The organism is Enterobacter cloacae complex sp. FDA-CDC-AR_0164, from assembly GCF_003071645.1.
Lineage (GTDB): Bacteria > Pseudomonadota > Gammaproteobacteria > Enterobacterales > Enterobacteriaceae > Enterobacter > Enterobacter ludwigii.
Map to the genome: position 1 here is coordinate 2,421,061 of NZ_CP028950.1, position 18,363 is coordinate 2,439,423.

Annotated in this window: 12 protein-coding genes; 9 read left to right on the forward strand and 3 right to left on the reverse strand. The window is 55.1% G+C overall.

Annotated elements, in window-relative coordinates:
* Positions 1-142 precede the first annotated feature (142 nt).
* The 4 genes from AM410_RS11960 (at position 143) to AM410_RS11975 (ending at position 5,414) form a co-directional block, all read left to right on the forward strand.
* Complete coding sequence (locus AM410_RS11960; protein WP_020883799.1) at positions 143-1,498, forward strand: MFS transporter; 1,356 nt, start codon at positions 143-145, stop codon at positions 1,496-1,498.
* A complete protein-coding gene (locus tag AM410_RS11965) occupies positions 1,498-2,838 on the forward strand; it encodes an enolase C-terminal domain-like protein (protein WP_025203355.1) in 1,341 nt (446 codons plus the stop codon). Before AM410_RS11960 ends, AM410_RS11965 begins: the two co-directional genes overlap by 1 nt.
* 15 nt (positions 2,839-2,853) lie before the next feature.
* Positions 2,854-4,191: a glucarate dehydratase gene (gene gudD / locus AM410_RS11970; RefSeq protein ID WP_108647861.1), complete on the forward strand. Its 1,338-nt coding sequence runs from the start codon at positions 2,854-2,856 to the stop codon at positions 4,189-4,191.
* A 77-nt stretch (positions 4,192-4,268) separates the two neighbouring features.
* Entirely contained in the window at positions 4,269-5,414 is a 1,146-nt protein-coding gene (locus AM410_RS11975) for a glycerate kinase (RefSeq protein WP_108647863.1), read from the forward strand.
* Positions 5,415-5,460: 46 nt separating this feature from the next.
* Here the strand turns inward: AM410_RS11975 and barA are convergent, their stop codons facing one another.
* On the reverse strand, positions 5,461-8,220 hold the full coding sequence (gene barA, locus AM410_RS11980; protein WP_108647865.1) for a two-component sensor histidine kinase BarA: 2,760 nt from the start codon (positions 8,218-8,220) through the stop codon (positions 5,461-5,463).
* Between the two features lie 57 nt (positions 8,221-8,277).
* Between barA and rlmD the strand changes: the two genes are divergently transcribed.
* The 5 genes from rlmD to eno all read left to right on the forward strand — a co-directional run bounded on the left by rlmD (position 8,278) and on the right by eno (position 15,962).
* Positions 8,278-9,576, forward strand: a complete 1,299-nt coding sequence (rlmD, locus tag AM410_RS11985) for a 23S rRNA (uracil(1939)-C(5))-methyltransferase RlmD (protein WP_108647867.1) — start codon at positions 8,278-8,280, stop codon at positions 9,574-9,576.
* Positions 9,577-9,627: 51 nt separating this feature from the next.
* Positions 9,628-11,859, forward strand: a complete 2,232-nt coding sequence (gene relA / locus AM410_RS11990) for a GTP diphosphokinase (RefSeq protein WP_014171414.1) — start codon at positions 9,628-9,630, stop codon at positions 11,857-11,859.
* Between the two features lie 69 nt (positions 11,860-11,928).
* The gene (gene mazG, locus AM410_RS11995) at positions 11,929-12,720 is read left to right on the forward strand and encodes a nucleoside triphosphate pyrophosphohydrolase (protein WP_032680388.1); all 792 of its coding nucleotides are present in this window, start codon (positions 11,929-11,931) and stop codon (positions 12,718-12,720) included.
* 223 nt (positions 12,721-12,943) lie between these two features.
* Positions 12,944-14,581 carry a glutamine hydrolyzing CTP synthase gene (gene pyrG, locus AM410_RS12000; RefSeq protein ID WP_014171412.1) on the forward strand — a complete coding sequence of 546 codons (1,638 nt, stop codon included), beginning with the start codon at positions 12,944-12,946 and terminating at the stop codon, positions 14,579-14,581.
* 82 nt (positions 14,582-14,663) lie between these two features.
* Positions 14,664-15,962: a phosphopyruvate hydratase gene (gene eno / locus AM410_RS12005; RefSeq protein WP_014885045.1), complete on the forward strand. Its 1,299-nt coding sequence runs from the start codon at positions 14,664-14,666 to the stop codon at positions 15,960-15,962.
* Positions 15,963-16,014: 52 nt separating this feature from the next.
* On the opposite strand, the gene AM410_RS12010 is transcribed toward eno, so the two are convergent.
* Together AM410_RS12010 and AM410_RS12015 are read right to left on the reverse strand one after the other, a co-directional pair.
* Positions 16,015-17,124, reverse strand: coding sequence for an SDR family oxidoreductase (locus AM410_RS12010; RefSeq protein ID WP_108647868.1), 1,110 nt, complete (start codon positions 17,122-17,124; stop codon positions 16,015-16,017).
* Between the two features lie 359 nt (positions 17,125-17,483).
* Complete coding sequence (locus tag AM410_RS12015) at positions 17,484-18,308, reverse strand: MurR/RpiR family transcriptional regulator (RefSeq protein ID WP_020883807.1); 825 nt, start codon at positions 18,306-18,308, stop codon at positions 17,484-17,486.
* Positions 18,309-18,363 lie beyond the last annotated feature (55 nt).

Here is an 18,363-nt window from a genome sequence, read left to right on the forward strand (position 1 = left end):
CGGTCAGTCATCAAAAAGGCAGTGCGCACTATAAAACGGCATCAAGCCGTACCAAAACTGCCAAATACTAACCCTCATTCTGGTTACCCTACCGGTGCTGTACAGAATGAACTGGCGAGAGCCTGGATTCAGGAGTGCAACAATGAGTACATTAAGCCACGCGGCGAGCAGCGCTGAGAAGCGCACAAATGCGCGCTACTGGATAGTGGTGATGCTGTTTATCGTCACATCCTTTAACTATGGTGACCGTGCCACGCTGTCGATTGCCGGTTCTGAAATGGCAAAAGACATCGGTCTTGATCCGGTTGGCATGGGCTACGTTTTCTCCGCATTTTCATGGGCCTACGTTATTGGCCAAATTCCTGGCGGCTGGCTGCTTGATCGTTTTGGCTCCAAACGCGTCTATTTCTGGTCCATCTTCATCTGGTCGGCATTTACCCTGTTGCAGGGCTTCGTCGATGTGTTCAACGGATTTGGCATCATCGTTGCGCTCTTCACCCTGCGCTTCCTGGTGGGCTTAGCCGAAGCACCTTCCTTCCCCGGTAACAGCCGTATTGTGGCGGCGTGGTTCCCGGCGCAGGAGAGGGGAACGGCGGTGGCAATTTTTAACTCTGCGCAATACTTTGCGACGGTGATCTTTGCACCCATTATGGGCTGGCTGACGCATGAAGTGGGCTGGTCACATGTCTTCTTCTTTATGGGTGGGCTTGGGATCATCATTAGCTTCGTCTGGCTGAAAGTGATCCATGAACCGAACCAGCATCCCGGCGTGAATAAAAAAGAGCTGGAGTACATTGCTGAAGGCGGGGCGCTGATCAACATGGATCAGAAATCGGCAAAAGCAAAAGTACCGTTCAGCCAGAAATGGGCGCAGATCAAACAGCTCGTCGGCTCGCGCATGATGATCGGCATCTATCTGGGCCAGTATTGCATTAACGCCTTAACCTACTTCTTCATCACCTGGTTCCCGGTTTACCTGGTGCAGGCGCGCGGGATGTCGATCCTGAAAGCGGGCTTTGTGGCGTCAGTCCCGGCTATCTGCGGTTTTGTAGGGGGTGTGCTGGGGGGCGTGATTTCCGACTGGCTGATGCGCCGTACAGGCTCTTTGAATATCGCGCGTAAAACGCCGATTGTGCTCGGCATGCTGCTCTCCATGACCATGGTGTTCTGTAACTATGTCAGCGCTGAGTGGATGATTATTGGCTTTATGGCGATGGCCTTCTTCGGTAAAGGGATCGGTGCCCTCGGCTGGGCGGTCATGGCGGATACCGCACCGAAAGAGATCAGCGGCCTGAGCGGTGGACTGTTCAACATGTTTGGCAACATCTCCGGGATTGTGACCCCCATTGCCATCGGCTACATCGTGGGAACCACTGGCTCCTTCAACGGCGCGCTGATTTACGTTGGCGTACACGCGCTGGTGGCGGTCCTGAGCTACCTGGTTCTGGTGGGTGATATCAAGCGCGTGGAACTTAAACCTGTAGTGGAGCGCGGCTGATGACGACTCAATCAAGCCCGGTGATTACCGACATGAAGGTCATACCGGTGGCCGGACAGGACAGTATGCTGCTCAACATCGGTGGCGCACATAACGCCTGGTTTACCCGTAATATCGTGGTGCTGACGGACTCCGCGGGCCACACCGGCGTTGGGGAAGCGCCGGGTGGCGAGGTCATCCACCAGACGCTGGTAGACGCCATTCCGCTGGTCGTCGGGAAAGAGGTCGCTCGCCTCAATAACGTGGTGCAGCGGGTGCACAAGGGCAATCAGTCGGCAGACTTTGACACGTTCGGCAAAGGCGCCTGGACGTTCGAACTGCGCGTCAACGCTGTCGCCGCGCTGGAGGCTGCGCTGCTTGATTTACTGGGTAAGGCGCTGAAGGTCCCGGTCTGCGAACTGCTGGGGCCAGGAAAACAGCGCGACGCGGTGACGGTGCTCGGTTATCTGTTTTATGTTGGCGATCGCAACAAAACCGACCTGCCTTATCTGGCGCATTCCCCTGGCGACCACGAGTGGTATCACCTGCGTCACCAGGAGGCACTTTCCGGTGAGGCGGTGGTTCGGCTGGCGGAAGCCGCGCAGGATCGCTACGGATTTAAAGATTTCAAGCTGAAAGGCGGCGTATTGCCCGGCGAGCAGGAGATTGAAACTGCCCGCGCGCTCAAAAAACGCTTCCCGGATGCGCGCATCACGGTGGATCCGAACGGTGCATGGCTGCTGGATGAGGCCATTGCCTTATGCAAAGGGCTGGACGACGTGTTGACCTACGCGGAGGATCCGTGCGGGGCCGAGCAGGGCTTCTCGGGCCGTGAAGTGATGGCGGAATTCCGGCGTGCCACCGGTCTACCGGTGGCCACAAATATGATCGCCACCAACTGGCGTGAAATGGGCCACGCGGTGATGCTGAACGCGGTCGATATTCCGCTGGCGGACCCGCATTTCTGGACACTCTCAGGTGCCGTTCGCGTCGCACAGCTCTGCGACGACTGGGGACTGACCTGGGGTTGTCACTCCAACAACCATTTCGACATTTCGCTGGCGATGTTTACGCACGTTGGCGCGGCGGCTCCGGGCAACCCGACCGCCATTGATACCCACTGGATTTGGCAGGAGGGAGAAGCCCGCCTGACGAAAGAACCGCTGGTAATCAAAAATGGCAAGATTGCCGTACCAGATGCACCGGGGCTGGGCGTTGAGCTTGACTGGGATCAGGTTCATCACGCACATGAGGCGTATAAAAAACTGCCAGGTGGCGCGCGTAACGACGCGGGGCCGATGCAGTACCTGATCCCCGGCTGGACATTTGATCGTAAGCGCCCTGTTTTTGGACGTCACTGATAAAAGGATTGAACGATGAGTACTTTTACTACCCCTGTAGTCACTTCCATGCAGATCATTCCGGTCGCCGGCCATGACAGCATGTTGATGAACCTGAGCGGAGCGCATGCGCCGTTTTTCACCCGCAATATTGTCATTATCAACGATAACTCCGGGCATACCGGCGTGGGTGAAATCCCCGGTGGTGAGAAGATCCGCAAAACGCTGGAAGAGGCCGCTCCGCTGGTGGTGGGAAAAACGCTGGGCGAATATAAAAATATCCTCAATACCGTGCGAAGCACCTTCGCTGACCGTGATGCCGGCGGTCGTGGCCTGCAAACCTTCGACCTGCGAACCACCATTCACGTGGTCACCGGTATCGAAGCCGCGATGCTGGATCTGCTGGGCCAACACCTGGGCGTTAACGTTGCGTCGCTGCTGGGCGAAGGTCAGCAGCGCAGTGAAGTGGAAATGCTGGGCTATCTGTTCTTCGTTGGCGACCGCACGCTGACGCCGCTGCCGTACCAGAACCAGGCGGATGAAAAATGTGACTGGTACCGACTCCGCCACGAAGACGCGATGACCCCGGAGGCGGTGGTGCGCCTGGCGGAAGCCGCGTACGAAAAATATGGCTTTAACGATTTCAAACTGAAGGGCGGCGTGCTTGCGGGTGAACAGGAGGCGGAAGCCATTACCGCACTGGCAAAACGTTTCCCGCAGGCGCGCGTCACGCTCGACCCGAACGGTGCCTGGTCTCTGGATGAAGCTATCCGCATTGGTAAACAACTGAAAGGCGTGCTGGCGTACGCGGAAGATCCGTGCGGGGCTGAGCAGGGCTTCTCGGGCCGTGAAGTGATGGCGGAATTCCGTCGCGCCACCGGTTTACCCACCGCGACCAATATGATTGCCACCGACTGGCGTCAGATGGGGCACACCCTGTCGTTACAGTCTGTCGATATTCCGCTGGCAGACCCCCACTTCTGGACGATGCAGGGGTCGGTGCGTGTGGCACAGATGTGTCATGAATTTGGCCTGACCTGGGGCTCGCACTCCAATAACCACTTTGATGTCTCGCTGGCAATGTTCACCCACGTGGCCGCTGCTGCACCGGGCACGATCACCGCTATCGATACCCACTGGATCTGGCAGGAAGGAAATCAGCGACTGACCAGAGAGCCGTTTGAGATCAAAGGAGGCATGGTGCAGGTGCCAACCACGCCGGGTCTGGGCATTGAGCTGGATATGGATCAGGTGATAAAAGCCCACGAGCTGTATCAAAAACATGGTCTGGGGGCACGCGACGATGCGATGGCCATGCAATATTTGATACCTGACTGGAAATTCGACAATAAACGTCCGTGCATGGTACGATAAACGCACTGGGACCGCTCCCATGAGCGGTCGTTTACGTGGTGTATGCTTAACGTAATGACTATGCGTAAGGATGGCTTATGAAGATTGTTATCGCACCGGATTCGTATAAGGAAAGCCTGAGCGCCCTTGAGGTAGCCACCGCGATTGAGCTGGGTTTTCGCGAGATTTTCCCCGCGGCTGACTTTGTGAAATTGCCGGTCGCCGATGGTGGAGAAGGTACCGTAGAAGCTATGGTGGCGGCGACGCAGGGGCGCATTGTCCATGCCTCTGTCTCAGGCCCGCTGGGTGAGCCTGTGGACGGGTTCTATGGCATCTCCGGTGACGAACAGAGCGCGTTTATTGAAATGGCGGCGGCAAGCGGTCTGGAGCTGGTTGCGCCTTCGCAACGCAATCCCCTTTTTACCACCTCCTGGGGGACCGGCGAGCTTATCCGGCACGCGCTGGATGCGGGCGTTAAGCATATTATTATTGGCATTGGCGGCAGTGCCACCAATGACGGCGGTGCCGGCATGGTGCAGGCGCTGGGGGTAAAGCTGCTGGATACCAACGAGCAGCCCCTTGGACAGGGGGGCGGCGAGCTGGCAAAACTGGCCCGTATCGACCTGAGCGGGCTGGATAAGCGTCTGGCGGAGTGCCGGATTGAAGTCGCCTGTGACGTCACTAATCCGCTCACCGGAGACGAAGGGGCATCCGCGGTCTTTGGCCCGCAAAAAGGCGCCACGCCGGAGATGATTGTGACCCTGGATAACGCCCTGGCGCATTACGCGCAGGTCATTGCCCGGGATCTGGATATCGACGTCATCAACCTTGCCGGCGGCGGTGCGGCGGGTGGGATGGGGGCGGCACTCTACGCTTTCTGCGGTGCGCAGCTTCGTCAGGGGATTGAGATTGTCACCGATGCGCTGCATCTGGCAGAGCAGGTGGCTAACGCCGATCTGGTGATTACGGGAGAAGGGCGCATCGACAGCCAGACGATCCACGGCAAAGTGCCGGTGGGCGTCGCGAAGGTGGCTAAACGCTTTAATAAACCGGTCATCGGTATTGCGGGTAGCCTGACGGCGGATGTCGGGGTGGTACATAATCACGGCATCGACGCGGTATTCAGCGTGATTTATACCATCTGTTCGCTGGAGGACGCGCTGGAAAATGCCAGCGACAATGTGCGGATGGCCGCTCGCAATATCGCTGCAGTACTGAAAGTGGGGCAGGCGTTCAGGCTCTGAACGGCGGGCAATCCTGTTTGCCCTCTCCCGGCGGGAGAGGGCAACGCTAGTTACCTAACACCTTCATGGCTTCCCGCGTCACATTATCCATCTCATCCAGCAGCTCCAGAAATTCCGGTTCAAGCTCTGTTTCCGGCGTGCCCGCGCGAAGCTGTTGCTCCAGCAGCTGGCAGAGATTCTTCAGCCGCGGCACACCGCTGTAGCCGCAGCTACCGTGCAGCTTATGAATGGCTTCCAGCAGATCTTCCGGGTTTTCACCCACCAGCTGCTCTTCGACCTTATTACGAATTTCCGGCAGAAACGCGACCAGCATTTGCAGCATGTCGCGGGCCAAATCAGGCTTACCCGCCGCCTGGCGCAGCGCAAGCTGCCAGTCAAAGGTGGCGTTTTGATTGACGCTGATTTCCACCGGTTCGGACGATACCGTGTACGTTCCGCCGATATGCCCCGGCTTATAGCGTAACAGCAGGCTATGCAGCTTCTCTTCGTCGATAGGTTTGGCCAGATAATCATTCATTCCGGCGCTCAGCAGCTTCTCTTTCTGGCCGGCCATCGCGTGAGCGGTGACCGCAATCACCGGCGTTTGCTGCTGATGCGGGAGCTGACGGATCAGCTCGCAGGCACGAATGCCATCCATGCCGGGCATCTGAATATCCATCAGAATTAAATCGAACTGCATCTGTTTCGCATGCTCAACCGCCTGCGCACCGCTGGTACACAGCTCTACGTGCTGAACCTGATCTTCAAGCAACACGCCAATCAGCTTCAGGTTGGCCGGATTATCATCCACCGCCATTACGCTCATCGGCAATTTTTGTTCATCGTCAATCAGCGGCAGGGCGTGCTGGCTCAGACGACAGTATTCCGTCAGTGCTGGCAGCAGGCGGGTCGCGGTAAGTGGCTTAAGCAGGCAGGCGGCGGCCCCGTCATTTTTTAACTCTTCCGCATTGATCTGGGCATGACACGGCAGGGCCAGCAGCAGGTAGTCGGTCATCGATGCGGCTTTCGCCAGCCGTTCCTGTTGCATGGTGAGCTCGCCGGTAAAGGTGACCGGGACCCCCAACAGCAGGATGTCGTAATGCTCCACGGTAAGCGCTGAGAAGGTAGGACTGTAGATCACCTCCAGCGGCGTGGTGCTTAAGATATCAAGCGTACACTGCGCCGCTGCGGCGTTCGGCTCAACGTAGGCAAGGCGCATTCCTTTCAGGCAATTGGTTACCGGACCGTCGGTCAGCACGTTCGGGTTAAGGTCCAGATTGATATGGAACCAGAACGTGGAGCCCCGGTTTGGCTGGCTGTGGAAAGAGATATCTCCCCCCATCTCCTTAACCAGTTTCTGTGTGATAACCAGACCCAACCCCGTGCCGCCATGACGTCTGGAAATACTTGCATCGGCCTGACGAAACGCCTGGAACAGACGGGACTGATCCCGCTCTGGAATACCGATGCCGGTATCGCGGATCTGAACTTCAATCTGAACCTTGTTATTACTGATGGAGCGCTTTTCCACCAGAATATCAATGTTGCCGCTTTCGGTGAATTTGATGGCGTTACCGACAAGGTTTGTTATCACCTGCTGCAGGCGCAGCGGGTCGCCAATGACGTTATCCGGCACGTCATTTTTAATGTTGAGCGTCAGCTCCAGGCCTTTATCGTGCGACGAGTGTGCGAGCAGCGTCACCACTCCATCGAGCGTGCTGCGCAGCGGGAACGGGATGCTCTCCAGGATCAGCTTGCCGGCCTCCAGCTTGGAGAAGTCCAGCACGTCGTTGATGATCGCCAGCAGGTTGTTGGCCGAGCGTTCAATGGTGTGCAGATGATCGCGCTGGGTTGGGTTCAGCTCGCTTTTTAGCGTCAGACGGGTAAAGCCAATCACGCCATTGAGCGGCGTACGCAGCTCGTGGGACATATTCGCGAGGAACTCGGATTTGATACGTGCGGCTTCCTGCGCGCGTTTTTTCGCCAGATCCAGCTCAACGTTCTGAATCTCCATCTGCTCCAGGGTTTCGCGCAGGTCAGAGGTCGCCTGGTCGACGTTGTGCTGCATCTCTTCGTGATACGCTGCCAGCGACATCGCCATCGAGTTAATGCCGTTTTTGAGCATATCGAGCTCGCCCAGCATAAACCCTTCCACCCGGCTGTCGAGCTGGCCCCGCCGAATGCGGTCGACGGTGTTAACCATGTTGCGAATGGGCCCCGTCACGTCACGCATCAAGCGCCAGCCGAAGATAAGTGCTATCCCGATACAGAACAGCATCATAACGCCGGAGATGAAAATTTCTTTGTACTGCTGCAGACGCACCGACTTGAGATCCAGCTCCAGCGCCACATATCCGAGCATATTGTCGCTGGATTTGGCGTCAGACTGGGCGGATTCATCGGGTGAATAGCTTTCCGAAATAATCGGGGTGCGCAGGATCATGATATCGCCGCGTCGCAGCACGGTGAGGTGGCGCGGGAAGGGCGTACCGTCAGGAATTTTCAGGGCCGCTGGATCCAGATGAAAATTCGAGGTGACAAAGAGGCGGTTATGCTCGTCGTAAACGGAGATGGCACGCACGATATCCGAATGACGGCGGTGCAGCACGCTGATTAACTGACCTATCGATTCGCGGTTTTGCAGGTTCATCCCATACTCACTGGAGACGGCCAGCGGTTCGATAATGCTGGCACCGGCATCTTCCAGTTGCCGCTGCAAATCGTTATAGCGGTGCACCACAAAAAAGATACTCAGCAGCAAACCGATAAGAACGGTGGGGGCGAGGATCAAAATCATCATGCGCGCGCGCAGGCTGTAGTTGGTCATGGCGTTCCGTTATGGGACAATTAGGATAATTATGTTTATGTGAGAAAAATCTCGGCGATGGCGCAATTCTACTCTGCAAAGCGACGCGTGACGACGCGTCAGATCATAACTGTTGAAGCCACTGACCTCGATCCCTTTGGCCAGGGGGTTGCGCGTCATAATGGTAAGACACTGTTTATAACAGGTTTACTGCCAACAGAACGAGCAGAAATTACGCTGACGGAAGATAAACGCCAGTTTGCACGCGGGCAGGTTAAGCAGCGTCATAACGATAGCCCGGACCGCGTGAAGCCTCGCTGCCCGCATTTTGGCGTCTGCGGTGGCTGCCAGCAACAGCATGTCAGCACAGAATTACAGCAAAAAAGTAAAAGCAGCGCCCTGGCCCGCCTGCTTAAGCACGACGTCAACGAGATCATCGCCGACCAGCCCTGGGGCTATCGTCGTCGCGCGCGTTTGAGCCTGAACTATCAGCCAAAAACTGAGCGGCTGGAGATGGGGTTTCGCAAAGCCAGCTCCAGCGATATCGTCGATATCAGGCAGTGCCCCATTTTGGTGCCCCGTCTTGAGGCATTGCTTCCTGACGTGCACGCCTGCCTCTGCGGACTGGACGGCGTTCGTCACCTCGGGCACGTCGAACTGGTCATGGCCAACAATGGCCCGCTGATGGTGCTGCGCCACACCGCGCCGCTGTCGAAAAAAGATCGGGAAAAACTGGAACGCTTTTCGCATTCCCACGAGCTGGCGCTTTTCCTTGCCCCCCAAAGCGAGATACTTGAGCAACTGACAGGTGAAGCGCCCTGGTATGCGTCAAACGGGCTACGCTTAACGTTCAGTCCGCGCGATTTCATTCAGGTAAATGATGGCGTCAATCAGCAAATGATTGAGAAAGCGCTGATGTGGCTCGATGTGCAGAAGAGCGATCGGGTACTTGACCTGTTTTGCGGAATGGGCAATTTCACGCTGCCTTTGGCCCGGCAGGCGGCAAGCGTTGTGGGCGTCGAAGGCGTTGAGGCGCTGGTGGCTAAAGGGCAGGAGAACGCACGACAGAACGGCTTGCAAAATGTGACATTCTTTCACCAAAATCTTGAGGAAGATGTGACACAGCAGCCGTGGGCGACGCAGGGGGTTGACAAAATTCTTCTCGACCCGGCGCGCGCAGGTGCACCGGGTGTAATGCAACATATAATTAAACTCGCGCCCAGGCGCGTGGTCTATGTTTCCTGTAACCCGGCAACGCTTGCCCGAGACAGTGAGGCATTAATCCGTGCGGGTTACCAGATTCAGCGTCTGGCAATGCTGGACATGTTCCCGCACACTGGGCATCTGGAATCGATGGTGTTGTTTGAGCACATCTAATTAGTTTGGCTTGTCGACTTCGACAGGCCCTGGTCCCTAAAGGAGAGGACAATGGTTGCGGTAAGAAGTGCACATCTTAATAAAGCTGGGGAGTTTGACCCACAAAAATGGATAGCAAGTCTGGGGATTTCCAGCCAGCAGTCGTGTGAACGCTTAACCGAAACCTGGGCCTACTGTCAGCGCACCACTCTGGGGCATCCTGACGCCGAACTGTTATTGTGGCGCGGCGTGGAGATGGTTGAAATCTTATCCATGCTGAACATGGATATCGAAACGCTGCAGGCTGCGCTTTTGTTCCCTCTTGCCGATGCGGATGTCGTCACTGAAGACGTGCTGCGCGACAGCGTCGGGCAATCCGTCGTGGCGTTGATCCACGGCGTACGGGATATGGCGGCAATCCGCCAGCTCAAAGCCGCACATACCGATTCCGTCTCCTCGGAGCAAGTTGATAACGTTCGCCGGATGCTGCTGGCCATGGTGGACGATTTCCGCTGCGTGGTCATCAAGCTCGCTGAACGCGTTGCCCACCTGCGCGAAGTAAAAGATGCGCCGGAAGACGAGCGCGTACTGGCCGCGAAAGAGTGTACGAACATCTATGCACCGCTGGCGAACCGCTTAGGGATTGGTCAACTGAAATGGGAGCTGGAGGATTACTGCTTCCGTTACCTGCACCCGGCAGAATATAAGCGGATTGCAAAACTCCTGCACGAGCGCCGCATTGACCGCGAGCACTATATTGAGGAGTTCGTCAGCGGATTGCGCCAGTCGATGAAAGAAGAGAATGTGCGGGCCGAAGTCTATGGTCGACCCAAGCACATCTACAGCATCTGGCGCAAAATGCAGAAGAAACATCTCGCCTTTGATGAGCTGTTTGACGTGCGTGCCGTGCGCATCGTTGCGGAGCGTCTGCAGGATTGCTACGCCGCGTTAGGGATAGTACATACTCACTTCCGCCATCTGCCAGATGAGTTCGATGACTATGTCGCGAACCCGAAACCTAACGGCTATCAGTCTATTCATACCGTGGTGCTGGGGCCTGGCGGCAAAACGGTCGAGATTCAAATTCGTACCAAACAGATGCACGAGGACGCTGAGCTTGGCGTCGCGGCGCACTGGAAATACAAAGAGGGGACGTCAGGTGGCGTGCGCTCTGGTCATGAAGACCGCATTGCCTGGCTGCGTAAGCTGATTGCGTGGCAGGAAGAGATGGCGGATTCCGGCGAAATGCTGGATGAAGTGCGAAGCCAGGTCTTTGACGACCGGGTCTACGTCTTTACGCCGAAAGGTGACGTGGTCGACCTGCCAGCAGGCTCCACGCCGCTGGACTTTGCCTATCACATCCACAGTGATGTGGGGCACCGCTGCATCGGGGCGAAAATCGGCGGGCGTATCGTACCGTTTACCTATCAGCTGCAGATGGGCGACCAGATTGAAATCATCACGCAGAAGCAGCCTAACCCGAGCCGTGACTGGCTTAACCCGAACCTGGGTTATGTCACCACCAGCCGCGGGCGCTCAAAAATTCACGCCTGGTTCCGTAAGCAGGATCGTGACAAGAACATTCTTGCCGGTCGCCAGATCCTCGACGACGAGCTGGAACATATCGGCATAAGCCTGAAAGAGGCCGAGAAATTCCTGCTGCCGCGCTACAACTTCAACGAGCTGGATGAGCTGCTGGCGGCGATTGGCGGTGGTGATATCCGTCTTAATCAGATGGTGAACTTCCTGCAGGCGCAGTTCAACAAGCCAAGCGCGGCGGAGCAGGATGCGGCGGCGCTGAAGCAGCTGCAGCAGAAAACCTATGCGCCACAACAGCGCAGCAAAGACAATGGCCGCGTTGTGGTGGAAGGGGTGGGTAATCTGATGCACCACATTGCCCGCTGCTGCCAGCCAATCCCGGGTGATGATATCGTTGGCTTTATCACCCAGGGACGCGGGATTTCCATTCACCGTTCAGACTGCGACCAGCTTGCTGAGCTGCAGTCGCATGCACCGGAACGTATTGTGGAAGCGGTCTGGGGCGAGAGCTACTCGGCGGGGTACTCGCTGGTGGTTCGCGTCACCGCAAATGATCGCAGCGGCCTGCTGCGTGATATTACGACCATTCTCGCGAACGAGAAGGTCAACGTGCTGGGCGTGGCCAGCCGCAGCGATACGCGCGAGCAGCTTGCCACCATCGATATGACCATCGAAATCTACAACCTGCAGGTGCTGGGCCGCGTGCTTGGCAAACTGAACCAGGTCCCGGATGTGATTGACGCACGTCGTCTGCACGGCGGGTAAGCCCACCTTTCTGTAAGCCGGGTAAGGCGTAGCCTTTACCCGGCATTTATTTTTAATCAGGACAGAATTATGACCCAAATTGACCGCCTGCTTGGCATCATGAAACGCCTGCGCGATCCGGAAAACGGCTGCCCGTGGGACAAAGAGCAGACTTTCGCCACCATCGCCCCGTACACCCTCGAAGAGACCTATGAAGTGCTGGACGCCATTTCACGCGAGGATTTTGACGACCTGCGTGGTGAGCTGGGTGACCTGCTGTTCCAGGTGGTGTTCTATGCGCAAATGGCGCAGGAAGAGGGGCGTTTTAACTTCGACGACATCTGCGCTGCCATCAGCGACAAACTGGAACGCCGTCATCCGCATATCTTTAGCGATGCCACCGCAGGCGATAGCGCGGAAGTGCTGGCGCGCTGGGAACAGATTAAAAGCGCCGAGCGCGCGGAGAAATCCCAGCACTCGGCACTGGATGACATCCCCCTGAACCTGCCTGCGCTGATGCGCGCGCATAAAATTCAGAAACGCTGCTCCGCGGTTGGCTTTGACTGGACGTCACTTGGCCCGGTGTTGGAAAAAGTGCATGAAGAGATCGACGAAGTGATGCACGAAGCGCAACAGGCCGTGGTAGATGAAGCAAAGCTTGAAGAAGAGATGGGCGATTTGCTGTTCGCGACCGTCAACCTTTCTCGCCATCTGGGTGTAAAAGCGGAAACCGCCCTGCAAAAAGCCAACATTAAGTTCGAACGACGCTTTCGCGAAGTTGAGCGGATTGTGGCCTCGCGCGGCCTGGAAATGAGCGGAATTGACCTCGATGCGATGGAAGAAGTCTGGCAAGAAGTAAAACGCCAGGAAACTGATCTCTAACGAAATTTTGCGATCAAGCGCAATTTGTGTGATTTTTTAAATGACAAGCGCTTGATTTGCGTCAAAAACATTTACCCAAAAGGGGCTATTTTCTCACTCCTTATGTTTGTCATTGGCTGGACAGGAGACGGAGAATGAAAGTTTGTGGCGCTCGCCGTGTTCGGGTATACTACTTTCCCGTCCTGGTTATTCCATCGTTTCACCCTAACTTCTCAGGTTCAGCATGACAACGAACTATATTTTTGTGACCGGCGGGGTCGTATCCTCTCTGGGTAAAGGCATTGCCGCAGCCTCCCTCGCAGCCATTCTTGAAGCCCGTGGCCTCAATGTGACCATGATGAAACTGGATCCGTACATCAACGTCGATCCGGGTACCATGAGTCCAATCCAACACGGGGAAGTGTTCGTTACTGAAGACGGCGCTGAAACCGATCTGGATCTTGGCCACTACGAGCGTTTCATCCGCACTAAAATGACCCGTCGTAACAACTTCACGACAGGCCGCATCTACTCCGACGTTCTGCGTAAAGAGCGCCGTGGTGATTATCTTGGTGCTACCGTTCAGGTTATCCCACACATCACTAACGCTATCAAAGAACGCATTATTGCGGGCGGTGAAGGCCACGACGTGGTGCTGGTTGAAATCGGCGGTACCGTGGGTGATATCGAATCCCTGCCATTCCTGGAAGCGATTCGTCAGCTGGCGGTTGATATTGGCCGTGAAAACGCGCTGTTCATGCACCTGACGCTGGTGCCTTACATGGCAGCCGCAGGTGAAGTGAAAACCAAACCTACTCAGCACTCCGTTAAAGAGTTGCTCTCCATCGGTATTCAGCCAGACATCCTGGTTTGCCGTTCCGATCGCGCGGTTCCGGCGAACGAACGCGCGAAAATTGCATTGTTCTGTAACGTGCCGGAAAAAGCCGTTATTTCAATGAAAGATGTCGATTCCATTTATAAAATCCCGGGCCTGTTGAAATCACAGGGCCTGGACGATTATATTTGTAAACGATTCAGCTTGAACTGTCCGGAAGCTAACCTGTCTGAATGGGAACAGGTTATTTACGAAGAAGCGAATCCGGCTGGCGAAGTGACTATCGGCATGGTTGGCAAGTACATTGAACTGCCAGATGCCTATAAGTCAGTTATCGAAGCGCTGAAACACGGTGGTCTGAAGAACCGCGTCTCCGTTAACATCAAGCTGATTGATTCGCAGGATGTTGAAACGCGTGGCGTTGAAATTCTGAAAGATCTGGATGCTATCCTTATCCCTGGCGGCTTCGGCTACCGTGGTGTAGAAGGCAAGATCGCCACCGCACGCTATGCGCGTGAAAACAATATTCCATACCTCGGTATCTGCCTGGGTATGCAGGTTGCGCTGATCGAATTTGCGCGCAACGTAGCGGGAATGGAAAACGCGAACTCTACGGAATTTGTGCCAGACTGTAAGTACCCTGTCGTGGCGCTTATCACTGAATGGCGCGACGAAGAAGGTAACGTCGAAGTCCGTACCGAGAAGAGCGACCTGGGTGGCACGATGCGTCTTGGCGCACAGGCCTGCCAGCTGTCCGACGATAGCGTCGTTCGCAAGCTGTATGGCGAGCCGGTTATCACCGAACGTCATCGTCACCGCTATGAAGTCAACAACATGTTGTTGAAACAAATTGAAGCTGCGGGTCTGCGTGTTGCGGGCCGCTCCGGGGATGATCAGTTAGTCGAGATCATCGAAGTGCCAAACCATCCGTGGTTTGTCGCCTGCCAGTTCCACCCGGAATTTACTTCAACGCCACGTGACGGGCATCCGCTGTTTGCAGGCTTTGTGAAAGCCGCCAGCGATTACCAGAAGCGTCAGGCGAAGTAAAAAAAGTTAGAACGGCAACGCGTACCCCTGGTACGCGTTGTTTGTCTGGAGTTTTAGTTTAACTTGTACTGAGGAAAATCTAATGTCCAAAATCGTTAAAGTCATCGGTCGTGAAATCATCGACTCCCGTGGTAACCCGACCGTTGAAGCCGAAGTTCACCTGGAAGGTGGTTTCGTCGGTATGGCAGCTGCTCCGTCAGGTGCTTCTACTGGTTCCCGCGAAGCGCTGGAACTGCGCGATGGCGACAAATCCCGTTTCATGGGCAAAGGCGTACTGAAAGCTGTTGGCGCCGTAAACGGCCCTATTGCTCAGGCAATCATTGGCAAAGACGCTAAAGACCAGGCTGGCATCGACAAGATCATGATCGATCTGGACGGTACTGAAAACAAATCTAACTTCGGTGCTAACGCAATCCTGGCTGTTTCCCTGGCGAACGCCAAAGCTGCAGCGGCTGCTAAAGGTATGCCACTGTTCGAACACATCGCTGAACTGAACGGCACTCCAGGCAAATACTCCATGCCTGTACCGATGATGAACATCATCAACGGTGGTGAGCACGCAGACAACAACGTTGATATTCAGGAATTTATGATTCAGCCAGTTGGCGCGAAATCCCTGAAAGAAGCAGTACGTATGGGTTCTGAAGTGTTCCACAACCTGGCTAAAGTTCTGAAAGCTAAAGGTATGAACACGGCTGTTGGTGACGAAGGTGGCTATGCGCCAAACCTGGGTTCTAACGCAGAAGCACTGGCTGTTATCGCTGAAGCGGTTAAAGCAGCAGGCTACGAGCTGGGCAAAGACATCACTCTGGCGATGGACTGTGCAGCGTCTGAATTCTACAAAGACGGTAAATACGTTCTGGCTGGCGAAGGCAACAAAGCGTTCACCTCTGAAGAGTTCACTCACTTCCTGGAAGACCTGACCAAACAGTACCCAATCGTTTCTATCGAAGACGGTCTGGACGAGTCTGACTGGGATGGCTTCGCATACCAGACTAAAGTACTGGGCGACAAAATCCAGCTGGTGGGTGACGACCTGTTCGTAACCAACACCAAGATCCTGAAAGAAGGCATCGAGAAAGGCATCGTTAACTCCATCCTGATCAAATTCAACCAGATCGGTTCTCTGACCGAAACACTGGCTGCGATCAAAATGGCGAAAGACGCTGGCTACACCGCTGTTATCTCTCACCGTTCTGGCGAAACTGAAGACGCTACCATCGCTGACCTGGCTGTTGGTACCGCGGCTGGCCAGATCAAGACCGGTTCTATGAGCCGTTCAGACCGTGTTGCTAAATACAACCAGCTGATTCGTATCGAAGAAGCACTGGGCGAAAAAGCACCATACAACGGTCGTAAAGAGATCAAAGGCCAGGCATAATCGCTAAGCCTTAAAATGAAAATGCCAGTCGCAAGACTGGCATTTTTTTTGGCTATTTAAAATCGACCGCCATTTGTTCCGGAATGGTCAGCCCCTGAGTGGTTTGCACGCAGCGGGCAATATAGTCCGTAAAGCGGGGTGGCTTAGGCATGCCCATGCTAAGCAGCTTATCATTGCTGAAGCGCACGTTGAGTGTGGCAAAAGCACCGTATAAACGCATTGCTTTCAGCATCAGGCGCTCGTTGCACGGCCCAAAAATATCCTTCAGTTCGCGGCGCATTCTGACCAGCGTTTCGTAACTCACCTGAGCGTATCGATCTCCGACAGGGGCTTTCTCCAGCGCCTGCGCCATTGCCTTATCAATATCAGCAAAGCGAACGCTGTTCTCTTCCCCGGCAGAAATATGTACCACTTCCCCTGAACGTGCATCACTGGTAAGCAGCATTAACAGCGCGTCGGCACAATAGTCCACCGGAACGACATCGATTTTGTCTTCCATCGAACACATGAATTTTTGCAGCATTAACCCCATGCTAAAGACCCAGAAAATACTGCTTGAAGGCGTGCAGCCGTGACGGGTATGGCCGACGACGATAGACGGGCGGGCGATGAGCAGCGGCAGGTCAGGACAGTGCTGGCGCATCAGCTGTTCAATGGTGGATTTCGAATAGGTATATTCCACCAGATGCTCGGCGTTCTCTCTGAATTCTGCACTTTCGGCGACCAGCGAATCCTGCTCCGGCGTGCAGGACATCGCCGTGCCAACGTGCAGGAAGCGCTGTAGGGTCGACACCCGTTCCATGCGGCGCGCCAGCGCCAGGGTGCCCTCGACGTTCACCTTCCAGATAAGCGGATTGTTGCCAAATGACGCGACGGCCGCGCAGTTAACGACATGCGTCACCTTTTCAAGACGCGGATCGTTCAGGAAGGCTTCCGGCTGGCTGAGATCGCCAATGAGGATATTCTCCACGCTCAGCGAGGCCAGTGCATGCTCAGGCACGTTGAACTTACGCATATTCTCCTGCACTCGCGCCAGCCCACCTTGCGGGTCACTGGCGCGCGCAAGCAGAAGTAAATTTACGGCGCTTTCGCCGGTCAGGATTTTTTCAAGTACTGCACCACCCAGAAATCCGGTCACGCCTGTAATCAGTAAGGTTTTCATTGATACCGTCTCATTATGATTGATGAGGCGGATTGTAGGCGGGCGAAAGTAAACGGCGTTTAAATAAAAAAATGGCCAGCCTTACCGTTTCTTAAGCTTATTTTAAGGTAAGGAATTCAGGGGATGAGATTGGACATTGCAGGAGGGAAGAAAATTCAATTTATCAAGATATTTATTTTAACTTACTGATTTATATATTGTAAATGCGCTTCCTGTGTCGTGGGGATATTAAGTCAAAATGTAATTATAAAAATACTTTGTAACATCATTCATTGATGCGGTAAATAATTTAACGGATGCTTAAGTACACTTAAAATAACGAACTCGCAGGCTATTGATATATAGCCTGCGAAGGTTTTCTACAGCAACAGCGGAAGCGTTGCGCTGGCGGTTTGTTGGCTGACCTCGCCGTAATGACCGTCTATTGCAATAAGGGAATGGGTAAGCAACTCGACCAACAACATAACGCCCACTTTGGCATTGAGTGCGCCTGCGCTAAGCGGCCCCTCGGGTTTGGCTGCAACCAGTAGCATATCGCTAAGGGACGCCAGCGGGCTACGCGGCGTATTGCTGAGCGCCAGCACGGGGACGCCACGTTTGCGCGCAAGTTTTACGACGTGAAGTAAATCCCGCGTTGAGCCTGAACTGGAGATGGCTACCACCAGCGACGCTTTAGAGAGGGTGGTCGCATTCATGGCTGCACGGTGCATATCGCTGAAGAGCTGCACAGGTTTGCCCAGGCGCAACAGCTTATAATGCAGATACTCGCCGAGGATCGCACTGGCAGCGACCCCATAAATCTGGACTGACTGCGCCTGATGCAGCGCCTGTGCCGCCTTTTCCAGCAGTGCTCTGTCGAGCAGTCTGGCGGTATCCTGCAGAGCCTGTACAGACTCTTCCACTACGCTATCAATTTCATCCCCGGCCTGACGCTCTGGCTGACCCTGCTGAATGTCCAGCGCAAGTGCCATTTTGAATTCCGTGTACCCCTTACAGCCCAGCGTGCGGCAAAGACGCGTCACGCTGGCCTCGCTGGTATGACTTTCGCGCGCCAGCTCAGTGATCGTCAGGTAAAGCACCCGGGCAGGATCGTTGAGGACAAACTCACCCAGTTTTCGTTGCGTTGGGCTGTACCCGGAAGCCTCCTGGCGTAGCTTCAGCAGCAGGTTTTCATGGTCTGACATGCGAGATCCTTAATGCATTCTTCTGTCGACTAGTGTGGCGGAAAGCGGGGGAAAG